Raw genomic sequence first — 14760 nt, forward strand, 5'->3', positions numbered from 1 at the left:
GTTATCTTCATAAAAGTAGTCTAGCATAGTGCTTATCTACTACAGCCCCTAAAATTATTAGGCTGTTATGGGTTCAACAAGTTTCAATATACCATCAGTTAAATTAACATCCACAGTTATGGGTTGTGTTGTCGCATTACATTTGCTGACAGCAATCGCATTGGTGATGGTCAAAACCCCTGTGATTACTATTAAGCCACTTGAAATAACACCGCCTATAGAAATACAGTTGGTGTCAGAAGTTACGACAATTGCAGAGCCGGTGATGGCAGTCGCAGAAGTCGAACCTATTAAAGCGCCTAAACCACAATCTGTTAGCGTACCTGAGGCAAAACCAGAGCCAAAAAAAGCAGTGCAACCAGTTGTGAGGAAGGAGAAACCAAAGCCTCAAGTTGATACTAAACCAGCTACTGCAACAACAAAGATAGTAGAGAGTAAGCCTATCATCAAACAATCAATACAATCACAAGAATCGGATGTCTTAGCTCAAGCAAGCGCTTTAGCAGCCGATAACGAACGTAAAATATTGGCAGCACAGACTGAAAAGGCTAATCAACAAACGCATGCTAAAGCTATGCGCGAGGCTCAGGCTGCAGCGGATACCAAAGCAAAGGCAGATCGTGAAGCGCAAGCCGTATCCGATGCCAAAGCTGCACAAGCCGCCCATGCAAAAGCTGAAGCCGCGACTCGTGAGAAAGCTAATCAACAAGCTGCTGCTGCAAGTAATACACCAGTCAATTTCACTGCGACCAACGCTAACTGGGCATCAGCACCGAGTTTTAGTTTTCCTGCTCGTGCCAGACGAGGTGCTAGATCAGGGGAAACCTTTAGAGTTGTCTTGGTACTACAAGTTAATAAGCAAGGCAGCATTGATAATGTGAGCTTAGCGCAATCTTCTGGCAACGCCGCACTCGATAGGGATGCTCAACAACAAGTACTTTCTGGTAAATTTAAACCCTTTACGAAAAATGGCGTACCAGTGGTGGGTAATGTAACTTTACCTATCAGTTATGCAGCACCATAAAATTTAGTTATTTAACGAGCCTATTATTTTTAGAGAATCATTACTGATGATTTTTCATGATAAGTGGATATGCGGTACTCGCAACAAACTCATATGATTGCATAACATATTAAGGAGTCTGATATGAATTTTACAAGCTACTGGCAATACAGCGATTTGGTGACCAAAAGCTTGTTTTTCTTGCTATTGGTCTTATCGGTGCTCTCTTGGGTAACTGGTATTATTCGTATATTACAAAGCCGAAAATTGGCCGCCTGTGTTGCTGATGATTTGAGTCAGCAGGTTGAGATGAAGCGTTCAGCTGTGATTAACTCTGATGCTGCTATGCATCGATTAGTCATTGAGCAAGCACTATTAAAGCATATCGGGCGTTACCGTTTTGCTAGCGAACGCGGCCTACCTATTTTAGGTACCACTGCAGCGATCGCGCCATTTATTGGGTTATTTGGTACAGTGTGGGGTATTTTTCACGCGTTACATAATATCGGTACCAGTGGGCAAGCAGGACTTGGACAAGTGGCAGGACCAGTTGGCGAGGCGCTCATTATGACAGGTCTCGGTATTGCCGTCGCAATTCCAGCAGTGGTGTTTTATAACCTTGCCGTACGTATCAATCGACGGGTAATGTACCATGCCAAGGATAGAGCCCATGATTTATTGGCGCAGTCTGTTGATTTAGCAGCAATGCAACCTTCAATGGAGCCTCATAATGTAGCTGAAAAGCAAGGCATAACCACTAATGTCACTTTTAGTAAGAGTGCTCATAGCAATAGTAGTATTCATACTGATACACAAGAGGCTTACCAACAGTAGCATTGCTAGATTTTATTTATAGTCAGAGCACTTTTAAACCGCTACGGTGTTACCCGCACTAAATGTACTCAGTGTACTATCTGCGGTCGGTCGCCTTGTAGCGATTCTAAAATTCCTTGACTATATAAAGTTGTTGTAAATGCCAGCGCTGGATGGCTTTTTAAAGCAAAAGTTTATGATTTTGTATAAGACTGACACACGATAGAGAATATTATGGCATTTCAGTTAAGTGATGATAACGTCCAAAGTATGAATGAGATGAACCTCATTCCACTGATTGATATCATGTTGGTATTGATGATTATCTTTTTATTGACAGCGACTGTTTTGAATCCAACAGTACCGCTCGATTTACCCAAAACCAGTGCGCTAATCAATGAGCAGCCACCTGAAGCAATCCAAATTAGTATAGATAAAGATGCTGGTATTTTCTGGGATAGCGATCCTATTAGTATGGAAGAACTAGGGGTGCGTCTACAACAGCAAAGTGGAGCTGGTAAAGACCCTTCCGTGCTATTAAGAGCAGATAAAGAAAGTAGATATGAGACGGTGGCGCAGGTACTGGCGGTAGCCAGTCAAGCAGGGCTGAGCAAAATAGTCTTTGTAAATGAATAGTAATGAAAACTAGGAGCTATTTAGCAGAGTTGGCTTTCAATATAATCAATCCCGCTATTATTAAATACAAATAAGATAATAATAAACATAAATATCATAACAACCTTTCTCTCCCGCCTTGCTTGGGTAACCTAGCGAGGTTTTTCTTATCTAGTAGATAAGGTCTGAGTGCTAAATGTATCTTGAACATACTCAATCTTAAAATCACTCATCGCTAGGAGGTCTAAACCATAATTATTAAGGTAATGATTTTTTAAGAAATAGGTATCATTCCAATTGATAGGGGGAGTTGAAGAGTCTTAAAGTATAGGTTTTAAAATATCTGCTATAGATCCATAAGAATAAGCCTACAGTTTTTCTATGAAAAGTCAGTCTTAGAAACGTTTTAAGCTCTCCAATAGAGAGGTTGTAAATACTTCTCCGTGTGATTGATTGTAAAACTGATAACTACAACTCTTCTCAAAGTGGTCACAGACTTCCTTGGCGAATTCTTTTTTACTCATCAGAGTGGGCACTACTACTGGGATAGTGGTTTGCTCTGCAGAGTGACTAAAAGTGAGTCGTATTTGTTTGTGTTTATTATTGGATATATCTGCAAGTTGCGCTTCAGGAAGGTTTTGATACGCTTGCCAATAGTTAATCATCTCTCCATCTTGCCACCATAGCGAAGGATCAGCACTGAAGTACTGCTGATAAGCTTCAGGGTGCTTGAACAAATTATACAATACAAACAAACCACCGTAAGAGTGTCCCCAAATCGCTTCTTGCTTTGGTTTTTCGCCTAGCTGCTCATATACCCACGGCTTAATTTCTTTTTCCATCAGCCCATAAAAATGCTCTGCACCACCATTTAATCGCTCTCTACCTTCTTCTGTAAACGCACTGTTATCTATAGTGTTGGCTAATAATGGTGGGGTATAGTCGTAGGCGCGGGCATCGACATCGAAGCGATAAGGTGTTTGGTAACCTATAAAGACTAAAGCAGGCGCTGATTTTTTTGGCGTAGACTTGGATAAGGCGCGCAGCGTTTCTGTATCTAAATCATCAATAGCCGCATTACCATCCAGTATATAAAGTAATTTACTAGGAGTTTTTACAGAATTGTTAGAGAGTTGATGATCGGTTGTTTGCTCAGGAATAGCTAACCATACTTGATAATGACGAGGTTTTGCATAGGCTTTCAGCGTTTTCAATTGTGAATCTGTTACGCTAGAGGAGGGTAGTTCTGGTGCAGATTTAATGAAGGTATGATATACGAAACGATATCCGGTATCTTTGGCATGCAATAAGCTCATATCTACTGTCTTGGTCAAGTCAGGTTTAGCATAGCTTGGTGACATCATTACTCCTGCTATGGTTATCGTTATAATTGCAAATTTTGTCTGAAATTTTGACATACCTATCCTTTATCATATTCAAAAAGCCTTGAGCATAGTATTGCTTATATGAAAACTGTAAGAGAATTAACAAATGTATTTTATATCCTTGATAAGGATTGACAACTAGTTACATTATCGTAATAATAATGCATATGATAATCGTTATCAATTACAATTTTTTTCTAGTAGTTCTGCATTTCACAAAAATCCTTCTTATGAGATTAAATTATGTCACGTTCAACTCAGTCATGTTTCAGCAAAAATCTATTATCTAAATTTTCAGTTTTATCTATTGCGCTGTTATCTTTAGGGATTATAGGATGTCAAAATACGATGTCACCATCGAGCGTAACGCCTGTATCTACCTCTCATTCTGTGACCAACGGTCTCATGAAAACGCAAAGCAACTATGCCGATAGTCGTTATTTGACGATTGACGGCAAAGACTATCCCGTTTCTGAAAACTCTGCTCGAGTAGTCATCAATAAAGCGAAAAATGCACCAGAATTGGTCGCAGATATTTTTGATGGAAAAGGTAAAGTTGCGGTACCAGGTTATAAAGTGATGTTGATGGCTCGAACCAATTCAGTCGCTGTAGAAGCCAGAAAGCTAGATAATGGTAAAGTTATCGATAATCGCATGATTCACCGTGGCAGCAAGTCTCTTGTTGGTATTCCTGTTGTCAACGGACAAGCAAAACTTGATCAGGCACAATTATTAGATTTCGATATTATTTATGATGATTTAACGAAAGTCGTTGCAGAGGGCGAAGTGGTCAAACCACGGGGTACAAAATTAACCAAAGCAGGGACACCCATTACCAATAAGAAAGTGGTCGTGCATTCACTGACCTTGCCGAACATTGCTAGCGGTGAAAGTGCAGGTGGTGGTGTTAATTTCGAAGCCAGTGCAACGGTAGACGGTAAAGTTGTCAAAACTGGCGCTAATAGTGCCTTCAATATCTTTTATACCGCTACTAGTGATAATGCTAGAGGATTTTAGTTGTTGAGTGCTAACCGGTAAGAGCAGGCTCTGACTTCACTAGATGAAGTTAGAGTTGTTTTTATTTAATAGCTATCTGTTTTTAATGCCATTAACAAACCCAATGGGTTATCTACTATGGCTTTAAGGAATACTAACGTGGTTCATAATACCTCAAATCAATCCTCGCATTTTAGACTGTCACCGCTGTGCTATTCTATATTATTTTTACTCTTCATGTCGTTACCAGCGATAGCGGCTGAATCAGAAGATAGTGCTGATGCATTGCCTAGTAGCACTTTAGATACGATTGTGGTAACCGTGAACCCTTTATATGCCATTGATCCAAGCAAAAATTGATGACTTAAATCTTGATACGTTAGACCAAATTGCTAAGCGCACGACCGGTTTACGAGTTCTGAAAAATGATGATGGGCGCTCATCTATTTACTCTCGTGGTTATGAATATGATCAATATAGTATTGATGGGCTCGCATCTCCCATGGCAAGTATCAATGGCACCTTGCCTAATTTAGCCGCATTTGACCGAGTAGAGGTTATGCGCGGACCTTCTGGCTTGTTTAACTCAGCGTCAGAGATGGGCGGTGTGGTGAATTTGGTTCGAAAGCGTGGTAAAGCCAATATTAGCAATCCAGAATGCTATGGCGTATCTGCTGGTCTTCAGGGCAGCTTGAGCGCCGATGAGAGTCTCGTTGGTCGCACGGTGCTGCAATACAATCAGCGCTCCAATTCAGTAGTTGATGACATCTGTGGTAAATACAATCAAAACGGTACGACCTACGTCAGTGTTGATAAGCAATTGAATGATACCAGTAAATTTGGTCTGGGTTATTTGATGTAAGTTCGACAAATCACCCCCAATAATGGTCTGCCTACCTTTGCTGATAAATCTTTAATCTCCCTACCTAATAATGATTTTTATGGGGCTAAGTGGAACGACTTTAACAGTCAGAGCCATGATGTGTTTGCTGATTTTGAGCATCGTCTGGCTAGTGCTGGTGTCATAAGTGTCGGTATTCGCTATTCTGATAGAGAGGCTGATTATCATTATGCCTAAGTTGCAGGTATCTGGTGGTTATAGCTATCTAGATAGTGATATCAAACAGACCTCAATACTGGTCAATTAAACGTTTATAACCTGTTAAATAAAGACCGTTATGTCCGCGTCGGCTCACTCAATACCTCTAATATGCCAGGTGATGAGCGTGAAGTAAAAGCGTCGCTGTCTTATAAGTTCTAGTTTTGATTCTAGTTAAAAGTATTGTTATCACACAATATTAATGGATCAGGCGATTGAGTGAATCATGCGCCTTGTCTTTTTTATACAACCAATTTTTGATAAGGGGTAAGTAATGTCCCAAGTTTTTGATCAATATCATACAGATAAAGTGCCATTATCCGTGGCGGCTAAAATAAAGTTCATGAATCATGTCAATGATGAACACCAAGATGAATTGGCGCTGTTTGTAGAAGCATTTGCTGACACCAAGCTCAGTAATGAGATGGCAGTTGTGGTAGCAGAGGTTTATAGCGATGGATTATTGCTCGAAGCATCAGTCCAAAATGTGGAAATTCTGCCAAATCACAAAGCTGAAGCATTACCTGATGCCGTCAGCCAGTTTTTTATTGAATTTGAAAATGTGATTGATGAAACCATTACTTTGAAGTCGCAATATATTAACCTCTTGCAAGTGGCTTCAAAGAAACTTGGCAAGCAGGCGATAAAACAGCAAGAGCGTTATTTCACTGTGATTGATGGTTATTACGCCAGCCCGAATATGTTCCGATTGGTAGTCGCTGCACCTGTTGATACGCCACTGAATCATGCAGGATACGCCTATCTGTTTGAAGTGAATGCTGACGTATCAGTTAGTCATGAATCTACCAACGCCTCTGCTAACGCCTCGGAGAAATTACAGCGTTATTATACCTTACGAAAAGTATGGCAAGATGCAGAAACTCAGCAAATACAAGGTTGGGTGGATACTTATATTCATGGTGATACACCTGGCGGTAATTGGGCGAGAGCGGTTCAAGCAGGAACACAGCTTAAAAGTGTACGCGATTATCCAGAAAAGATTGCGCATTTAAATGAGGGTCAGTGCCTGCTTATCTGCGACGAAACCTCTATGCCGACAGTCGCTAATTTATTAGAAAATTGGCAAAATCCGATAGCGCCAATCGTCATTGTCATGACGAATGATGGTGCAGAGCTGTCTTATCTACAAGAGATCGAATTAAGTCAGACATTGGCAGAGATAAATAGTTTTAAACAAGACAATATAGTGCATATTTTGAATACACCTTCTATTGATCTTCCTGATGCTATTGTCTCAGCTATAGATACACGTTTAGAAGACGGCTCTATTCTTATAGAGAAGGTTTGGGGCGCGCTTAGCGCAGCTGATGCCAAAATATTAAGGCGCCAATTAAAAACTAAGTTTGATTTATCTCGCCAAGATATGGTTATGAAGGTGTATTGGCGAACGTCTTAAGGAGTAGGTGTATCTTATTATTGAATCTCATACTTATTTAAATAAAAATAAGGCTAATAAAAATAAGGCTAATAAAAATTTGTATTTTCAAAATTACAATAAGGAGATAGTCATGGATAGACGAAGTTTCCTCGAAATTGGTTCAGGATCTTTAGCGATCAGTGCAATGAGTATGAGTAGCACTGCATCGGCTCTGCTCAATTGTAGTTTACATGACTATTAAGGCATACAGCAATGTGATGCTAGTATAGATAGTAGACTAGCTTTTATGAGTGCAAGAGTCCAAAGAAATACTCAGTGGTGCTGGTGAGCTATGCTGAAGGAATCTTGGAGAAGAAGTTGGTAAACTAACGACTCTATGAGGAGTTTATCATGACTAAGAAAACCAGAGTCTATAGTACAGTTTCCAAAGCTGAAGCTGTTAAATAAATAGAAGGCAACAACAGCAATGTTTCACTGACTGCAAGGCAGCTAGACATATCGGGTCTTCGACGGTACTGGTGCTGTTCAGTTATAAGTGGTATGTTAATAGGTTTGAAGGGTGAAGTAGCTGGTTTCCTTGGGGTATAGCTATTACAGACTAATCAACCAATAACCAAGTTTTCAATAAACCACTCCCATACCGCATCTACAGCAGGTCGTGATACTGATGTGCGTTTACGAATAAGGTAGTAATCAGGCTCAACAGTTAAATCTAACTTACTAACTTGTACCAAACGCCCCGCAGACAAATCTGCTTGTACGAACGCCTGACAAGTAATCGCAACTCCCTGCCCTGCTAAAGCAGCATCTAAAGACAGCGCGGTTTGGTTAAATACTGCACCTGACAGCTTATCTGCCGTGTTAAGAAAACGTTGCCAATGGTTGTGTGAATCATGTAGCAGTGGCATCCCTTTTAATTGCTTGAGTGACATAGGAACCCCTAAATTTAATACCCATAGTAGCAGTGTTATATAGGCCAGTTTTTATCAATGCTATATCGCTTCCACACCTTATAACCGAGATTAAGATGAAAATATATAATAAAAAAACGTCACTGGTTTTAGGTCTCTGTGGCGTATTTGCGATATTACCTGCTGTGGCCGCATTGCAGAGTTTTGAGGTAGAGAATAATAATGATTTTAAGTGTGGCTATAAAAATGATAACGGGAAGGTTTTTGTAGCTGCAGAATATTATAGTTATGGCAATTTCTCTGAGGGCATGGCTCGTGTCTCATTAATGAAAATGGGTATGGTCAAAGGTTACGATGGCGCTGAGGATTACGAAGACTATTTATACATGCAAGGCTATATCAATGAAGCTGGCAAACTAGTCATACCGGTTGAACATCAAGCACCGCTTTTTTATGGGGTGATTATTGACTATCGTGACTTTAAAGAAGGCTTGGTTGCCGTCTATAAAAACGGTAAATATGGCTATATGAATAAAACGGGTAAAATGGTCATACCCTATGCTTACCAAACGGCAGGCGATTTCAGTGATGGTAGGGTAGTCGTCAGTAAAAATGATAAGTATGGCGTCATCGATAAAACGGGTAAGACCGTAGTGCCTTTTAAATTCAACTGGTTAGATGATTACTATGAAGGTTTGGCTAGATATAATACCTTGAGCATAGCTCAAATAAATTGGTGTCCATAATTAGAATATATCCTTTCTTTTAGTTCCTACTTTTATCTTAAAGTATACTAATAACGAACCACAAAATCTTGTGGAGAGAATTTATTACAAATAGTGAATAACAGTAAAACCCCAATAATCATTCCAATCCATGCTCCCGTTAACTCACTTGAAGCATCAATCAAAACACCTGCCATGAACGGGAATACTGAAGCAATTAAGTATCCACCACCTTGCACAAAAGCTAATAAAGTCACTGCTTGCTTGGCGTTAGAGGCGTAATCAAGCGCTATGATTAAAGATAAAGGAAATAAAGCACCAATCCCTAAACCTAAAATTATAACGGTTAAAAATGCAAGCTTTGAGGGGATATAGATAAGCAATATTAAACCAACTAATATGAGCGATAAAGTGACAAATAATGGCTTTCGGCGATCGGTGAATTTTTTGATAAATATAGAAATTAAGATGCCAGAAACTACTTCTGCTACCGTTAAAATACTTAGTAAAGCGCCAGAAGCATCTCTACTCCACCCAAGCTGGGTGTAACTTAGTGGCAACCAAGCTAGAACCAATGTGTATGCACCTGTTCCTATGCCAAAAAAAAGCATTAACAGCCATGCATTTTTAGATTTTATAGGTAGAGGTAAATAACCGTTTCTACTGCTCTTGATATGTGGCATACCAGAGAAAAACAGCATAATTGCCAATATGGCAGGGATAGCCATAATCGATAAAGCGATATTCCAGCCAAATACTCCTTCTAAAGGAGAGGTTGTAGCAGCTGATATTGCAGCCCCCGCCATAATACCTGTTGTAAATAACCCCATAAAAACGCTAGCATTGTCTGGCGCAATTCTTTTTAAATAGGCGGGCATTAGAGTTTGGATGATTGCTATGCCAATGCCTCCAATGAGAGAAGTCAGTAGTAGAAGTAATGTAGAGTCAGCAAAAAATCGGTAGCCACAAGAAAGCGCTATCGCCAACAATCCAACTAATATACCTATATACTCGCTTACTCTAGATTGAATTCTGGGACCTAAAAGCGCAAAGCAGCCCATCATTGCAACTGGCAAAGTAGTCAATAGTCCAGCAGTTTGATTATTGATTCCTATGGCATCTGCTAACACGGGTATGATTGGAGATATGGAGGCCATAATAGGCCTAAGATTAAGACCTACGAGTATTATTATGGTGACTAGTATCCATTGGTTATGACTAAACTTATTTATTTCCTACCTCACACTATTGGCTATGTGTCTTTTTTAATTATGAGTCGATGCAGTATCACAACTTTAATTGGTTATCTTTTGCAGTAGCAATAATCAAATATGCGCTAGCATTTTAGATCTAAAAAATCGTAAAAATTAAGGGCTCTGTCTACTGTATATATTCGAGACAATCTGACTTTAGGATGTCCAGATATACTGACATTAGCACCAAAGCCTTGTTACTACAGTCCAAACACTTTGATACGTTCACTGGCTGACTGATAGTTTTTTTTGCCAGCTGGCTCAACGGTGTTACCAAATGGCATTTGAGCAACCAGTTCCCACTGCTTAGGAATTGAAAAAGCTGATGCAATATCATTATTGATTAGTGGATTATAATGCTGAAGATTTGCACCAATATTTAAAGCACTTAATTCTAGCCACATAGCATATTGATGCATTGCTGAGGTTTGCTGCGCCCAAATAGGAAATCTATCAGCATATAGCTCAAACTTATCTTGCAACGATTGTATAACCTCCTTATCTTCGTAAAACATAACTGTACCCACAGCCGCACGAAAACCATCCATTTTTTGTTTACTACCTGAAAAGTCGTTACTGCCAACCGCCTTACGTAAATGGGTTTCAGTGATATCCCATAGCTGCTTATGCTGCTTACCAAACAACACTACCAGACGTGTCGTCTGTGAATTGAAGGCTGAAGGGGTATTTAGTATTGTGCGCTCAGCAATATCAATAATTGCTTGTGGTTTTACCGTTAAGTTGCCACCTAAAGCATAAATGGACCGACGTTTAGTGAAAGCTTGTTGTAGGTTGGCTGAATTGGATTGCGGCATATTTTTATCCTTTTAAATTTTGTTAAATAGAATGTTATTTATATCGTGTGATTAAGGTTGGTCAGGCTTATTGAATAAACTTACAAAGGAAATCAAACTTTTTAAATTCAGGTCTTGTCAGGCACTTTAAGTCTTTGTTCCGATCGTACCATCATGTTCATGCCACCCCATGTAACAAGTGCTACACCGAGTGCAATCAAAGAGGCGCCTAGAATGAGTCCGTCCGGTGGAGATTCGCCTTGTAAAAAAACAGCGACAGGGACACCTACAATGGCGCCAACTGACCCCAGTAAGCTTAGCAAAACCGGGCCACCCGTTTTTTGAAGTAGAAACAATAATTGAAACTGACCGGCGAATATGAAGGCCTGTAAGGTAATTAAACCAAGTGGCAGGAAACCTCCCAGTGGAACAGTCAGTGAGAAGTTCGGTAGGAGGCTTGTTGCGCCAAGTAAGACTACAGCCGCAATAAGCATGCCTGGAGCAAGCGCATTGGGAGACGCTCCTTCTGGCCAACGCAATGTACGATAGAGGTTACCAATAGCGAGAAAAACAGGGCCACAGAGTGCTATCAAAATCCAAAACACACTGGCATCTGGTGCAGAAAATTTACGGGCAGCTAGGACACCTGCACCGGCAAGTGCAGCTGCAACCCCAAGAGCTCGAACCGTCTGAAATCGCTCCATCCCTAGCGCTAGTGCCCCAAGATAGGTAAGAAGTGGTGGTAAGGAAATGATTAGGGCTACAAAACTGGCACCGACATGGGAGATAGCGGAGAAGAAAAGTAAGTTAGAGCCTGCAACGCTGACCAAAGCAGAGATAAAGTAATATTCAAAGCTGCGTTTATTGAGAGGTGGAAGTTCCTGGCGTAGTAACGCAATAACTAACAAGATTGTGGCAGCACCAGCAATTGACCAAAATAAAAAGGCAAGCGGAGACAAATCTATTTCACCCGCATATTTTGCAACGTTGGTAGAGATACCAAGTAACGCGCCTCCAACTAGAAGGCAAGTTAAAGGTACTAGCCATACACTTTTACAAGGAGAGCTATTTCGTTCTGTAAATTTAGTCATATAATATCCTAACGGCCTAAAATGTGGCTTGATGTCAGAATATCATTAAATATCTTGATGTCAATATAATAATCTTGCTATTATTATCGTTATGAGCAGTTTCTTAGTAGAAATAGACGTTTTAATATTTACAGAATCATAAATATTTTGATCGTAACGAGGAGTAAATCAATGCAAGCTAAAGGATGTACGCAAGAAGATGCGGTACAGAAAATTATTAGTCAATGGCAAAACCAAGGATTTGCTACTGATACTTTGTTGGCAATGGAGACTATAGGGCGTATCAAACGGTTAGAAGTGATATTAATGCGAAGGCTATCGGCTAACTATAAGATAAACTATCAAATATCACATTGGGAATTTGATGTGTTGGCGACACTACGACGCACAGGGACCCCATATTTAATGAGCCCAACCGTTTTGTTTGATAGCATGATGGTCAGTTCTGGTACGATGACCAATCGCTTACAGCATTTAGAAAAGAAGGAACTTATTGAGCGCATTGATAACCTAGAGGACAAACGAAGCTTATTAGTCAAACTAACCCCAAAAGGTCTTGAATTGATTGATAGAGCCGTCGCATCACACGTGCAATTGGAGAATGACTTGATGAGTGATATGAGTGAGGAAGAGCTACTTATTCTCAATTTATTACTAAAGAAAATTGAGAATAACCTGCCTATTGTTTAGATATAAAAAATATCTTTATATGGAGATAAGTAGTATGGAATAGAAAACAATTGAACTTATCCTCGAAAAGCTTACTTAATGTGCATTACAAGTAAACCGTAATTCCATACCTTACGGAAGATATCAGTAGCCTACAGCCTAATATACAAGTCCTCACTAAGGTACAGAACTTATTGAATCAGTTCAGCAATTATCAGCTCATTAAATTCGTTCAGTGGGATATAAAGTCATCGAAATATTAATGTTATTGTTTACATATTCAACAGCATAGATCAAAAATCGCTATAAACACATTTATGATTAGCAGGCTATTATTGATAATAGGTATACGTTGTTAGATTGAGTCATTATTTTAGGTGGTTCTGCTAACTTTTTTCTTTAAGTTCTGAATTGAGCAGACTAATAATTAATTGCCTCAGCCAGTTATGCGCCGCATCACCCTCACGGCGTTGATGCCATAGTAATTTAAAGTCAAATGATTCAATTGGAAAAGGCGGTTCAAATATTTTAACCTGTGAGTTGCTATCAGTCACATCAAAGCTACGCCGCGCCGCTGTCAAAATGAGGTCAGTACCAGCCACTAATTGATTGGCAATTCCCCAATGTGGCAAAGTCATTACAACATGACGACTTAACCCTGCGCCACTAAGTGCGCGTTCAATTTCATTATTAGCACCTGATTGCATGGCAACGAGGATATGCGGTCGAGCCAACCAACTATCTTTATCGAGAATACCAGTCTCTGGCAAAGTTTTTTTGTCTGCTAAACAAGCAAAAGACTCAACAAATAAGGTGTGCATACGAAGCGCTTCTGGCACTTTATCTGGGAATACACCGAAAGCCATGTCAGTTTCACCATCGAACACATCCGCCATCATCGCTTCGCGGCTTCCTTGACTCACCTCAAGCTCAATGCCAGGTGCAAGTATTCTTAATGAGCGCACCAAACTAGGCATAAATACACGCGCGCCATAGTCAGACATAGCCAGACGAAATACTCGCTTCGCATTGAGAGGATTGAATTCTGGGGTCTCAATCAACGCACCAAGCTGCTCTAGAACATCAGTCAAGGGCAGAATCAATTCGCTCGCTCGCGAAGTCAATTCCAATTTTCCTGAACGTCGAACCAATAGAGGGTCATCAAATAGGGTACGTAAATGGGCCAGTGCGTGGCTAACTGCCGGCTGACTTTTATGTAACCGGAGAGCGGCTCGTGATACGTGCTTTTCTACTAATAATGCGTGCAACGTCACGAGCAAATTAAGGTCAATACGTCTTAAGTTATTCATATAACGAATAGTGAAGTAAAAAAACAATAATTTCAATTCAAATTTTTAATATGAAATAATTATTCCAGAAAATTAAATAAATCTGGAGCAAACATATGAATCTATCACTTACTGGCATCTCTTTTGCCATTATCGCCTTAGTTGCTGGCGCTTTAGTCCCTCTCCAAGCTGCGAGTAATGCTGAATTAGGCCGTGCTCTTGGACATCCTCTTTGGGCAACGGTAGTGTCGCTATTGGTGAGTGTGCTTATAGCGATACCTGTCATTCTTTCTATGCGTGTCCCTACGCCCATATTGAGTGAAATCGGACAATTACCAATGTGGGTCTGGTTTGGTGGCATAGCTGGCGTCATCTATATTACATCCGCATTAATTCTAGTCCCTCGTTTAGGCGCAACTCGCTTTATTGTTTGCGTGATCGCGGGTCAAATGCTTATTTCATTAATATTAGACCAGTACGGTCTTATGAATTTACCGGTGAAAGAAATAAATGCTGGGCGTTTAGTAGGTGTTACTTTTGTTCTACTAGGCATGATCATGGTGCTGTGGCTCACGCCTTCATCTACCAATTCAAGTAATGTTAAAGCTAGCATCACTGGCGATTTAAATACCATAGAAAATACGTCGACAAGTAGTGCTAAGTATGAGCTATGCTGAAGAAACCGTACAAGTAAACTTGGTAAACTAAGCGTATTAAT

The 14760-nt window shown here is 40.1% G+C and carries 16 protein-coding genes; 10 read left to right on the forward strand and 6 right to left on the reverse strand.

Going from position 1 to position 14760, the window contains the following annotated elements; all coding sequences use genetic code 11:
- The first annotated feature begins 118 nt into the window (after positions 1-118).
- From I3252_RS13950 to I3252_RS13960, 3 genes are all read left to right on the forward strand, one after another.
- A complete protein-coding gene (locus tag I3252_RS13950) occupies positions 119-1024 on the forward strand; it encodes an energy transducer TonB (RefSeq protein WP_238035644.1) in 906 nt (301 codons plus the stop codon).
- 123 nt (positions 1025-1147) lie between these two features.
- Positions 1148-1837, forward strand: a complete 690-nt coding sequence (locus I3252_RS13955; RefSeq protein WP_238035645.1) for a MotA/TolQ/ExbB proton channel family protein — start codon at positions 1148-1150, stop codon at positions 1835-1837.
- 213 nt (positions 1838-2050) lie between these two features.
- Entirely contained in the window at positions 2051-2452 is a 402-nt protein-coding gene (locus I3252_RS13960; protein ID WP_238035646.1) for a biopolymer transporter ExbD, read from the forward strand.
- Between the two features lie 374 nt (positions 2453-2826).
- On the opposite strand, the gene I3252_RS13965 is transcribed toward I3252_RS13960, so the two are convergent.
- Entirely contained in the window at positions 2827-3849 is a 1023-nt protein-coding gene (locus tag I3252_RS13965) for an alpha/beta hydrolase-fold protein (protein WP_238035647.1), read from the reverse strand.
- A 315-nt stretch (positions 3850-4164) separates the two neighbouring features.
- Here I3252_RS13965 and I3252_RS13970 point away from each other — a divergent pair, with 315 nt between their 5' ends.
- From I3252_RS13970 to I3252_RS13985, 4 genes are all read left to right on the forward strand, one after another.
- Complete coding sequence (locus tag I3252_RS13970; protein ID WP_238035648.1) at positions 4165-4833, forward strand: hypothetical protein; 669 nt, start codon at positions 4165-4167, stop codon at positions 4831-4833.
- A gap of 138 nt (positions 4834-4971) precedes the next feature.
- The gene (locus I3252_RS13975; protein ID WP_238035649.1) at positions 4972-5172 is read left to right on the forward strand and encodes a hypothetical protein; all 201 of its coding nucleotides are present in this window, start codon (positions 4972-4974) and stop codon (positions 5170-5172) included.
- Positions 5147-5674, forward strand: coding sequence for a TonB-dependent receptor plug domain-containing protein (locus I3252_RS13980; RefSeq protein WP_238035650.1), 528 nt, complete (start codon positions 5147-5149; stop codon positions 5672-5674). The genes I3252_RS13975 and I3252_RS13980 overlap by 26 nt, the downstream gene beginning before the upstream one ends.
- Positions 5675-6185: 511 nt before the next feature.
- The gene (locus I3252_RS13985; RefSeq protein WP_238035651.1) at positions 6186-7328 is read left to right on the forward strand and encodes an SIP domain-containing protein; all 1143 of its coding nucleotides are present in this window, start codon (positions 6186-6188) and stop codon (positions 7326-7328) included.
- Between the two features lie 584 nt (positions 7329-7912).
- On the opposite strand, the gene I3252_RS13990 is transcribed toward I3252_RS13985, so the two are convergent.
- Entirely contained in the window at positions 7913-8242 is a 330-nt protein-coding gene (locus I3252_RS13990) for a LysR substrate-binding domain-containing protein (RefSeq protein ID WP_060491337.1), read from the reverse strand.
- Positions 8243-8337: 95 nt separating this feature from the next.
- Between I3252_RS13990 and I3252_RS13995 the strand changes: the two genes are divergently transcribed.
- A complete protein-coding gene (locus I3252_RS13995; protein WP_238035652.1) occupies positions 8338-8967 on the forward strand; it encodes a WG repeat-containing protein in 630 nt (209 codons plus the stop codon).
- A 47-nt stretch (positions 8968-9014) separates the two neighbouring features.
- Here I3252_RS13995 and I3252_RS14000 read toward each other — a convergent pair whose 3' ends face one another.
- The 3 genes from I3252_RS14000 to I3252_RS14010 all read right to left on the reverse strand — a co-directional run bounded on the left by I3252_RS14000 (position 9015) and on the right by I3252_RS14010 (position 12084).
- Positions 9015-10103, reverse strand: coding sequence for an MFS transporter (locus I3252_RS14000; protein ID WP_238035653.1), 1089 nt, complete (start codon positions 10101-10103; stop codon positions 9015-9017).
- A 296-nt stretch (positions 10104-10399) separates the two neighbouring features.
- On the reverse strand, positions 10400-11014 hold the full coding sequence (locus I3252_RS14005) for a nitroreductase family protein (protein WP_238035654.1): 615 nt from the start codon (positions 11012-11014) through the stop codon (positions 10400-10402).
- A 107-nt stretch (positions 11015-11121) separates the two neighbouring features.
- The gene (locus tag I3252_RS14010) at positions 11122-12084 is read right to left on the reverse strand and encodes a DMT family transporter (protein ID WP_238035655.1); all 963 of its coding nucleotides are present in this window, start codon (positions 12082-12084) and stop codon (positions 11122-11124) included.
- 171 nt (positions 12085-12255) lie between these two features.
- Here I3252_RS14010 and I3252_RS14015 point away from each other — a divergent pair, with 171 nt between their 5' ends.
- On the forward strand, positions 12256-12774 hold the full coding sequence (locus tag I3252_RS14015) for a MarR family transcriptional regulator (protein ID WP_060491330.1): 519 nt from the start codon (positions 12256-12258) through the stop codon (positions 12772-12774).
- A 365-nt stretch (positions 12775-13139) separates the two neighbouring features.
- Here the strand turns inward: I3252_RS14015 and I3252_RS14020 are convergent, their stop codons facing one another.
- Complete coding sequence (locus I3252_RS14020) at positions 13140-14063, reverse strand: LysR family transcriptional regulator (RefSeq protein ID WP_238035656.1); 924 nt, start codon at positions 14061-14063, stop codon at positions 13140-13142.
- A 95-nt stretch (positions 14064-14158) separates the two neighbouring features.
- Here I3252_RS14020 and I3252_RS14025 point away from each other — a divergent pair, with 95 nt between their 5' ends.
- Entirely contained in the window at positions 14159-14719 is a 561-nt protein-coding gene (locus tag I3252_RS14025) for a DMT family transporter (protein WP_238035657.1), read from the forward strand.
- Positions 14720-14760: the final 41 nt, after the last annotated feature.

It is taken from the genome of Psychrobacter sp. Ps4 (genome assembly GCF_022129285.1).
In the GTDB taxonomy this organism is placed as follows: Bacteria; Pseudomonadota; Gammaproteobacteria; order Pseudomonadales; family Moraxellaceae; genus Psychrobacter; species Psychrobacter immobilis_A.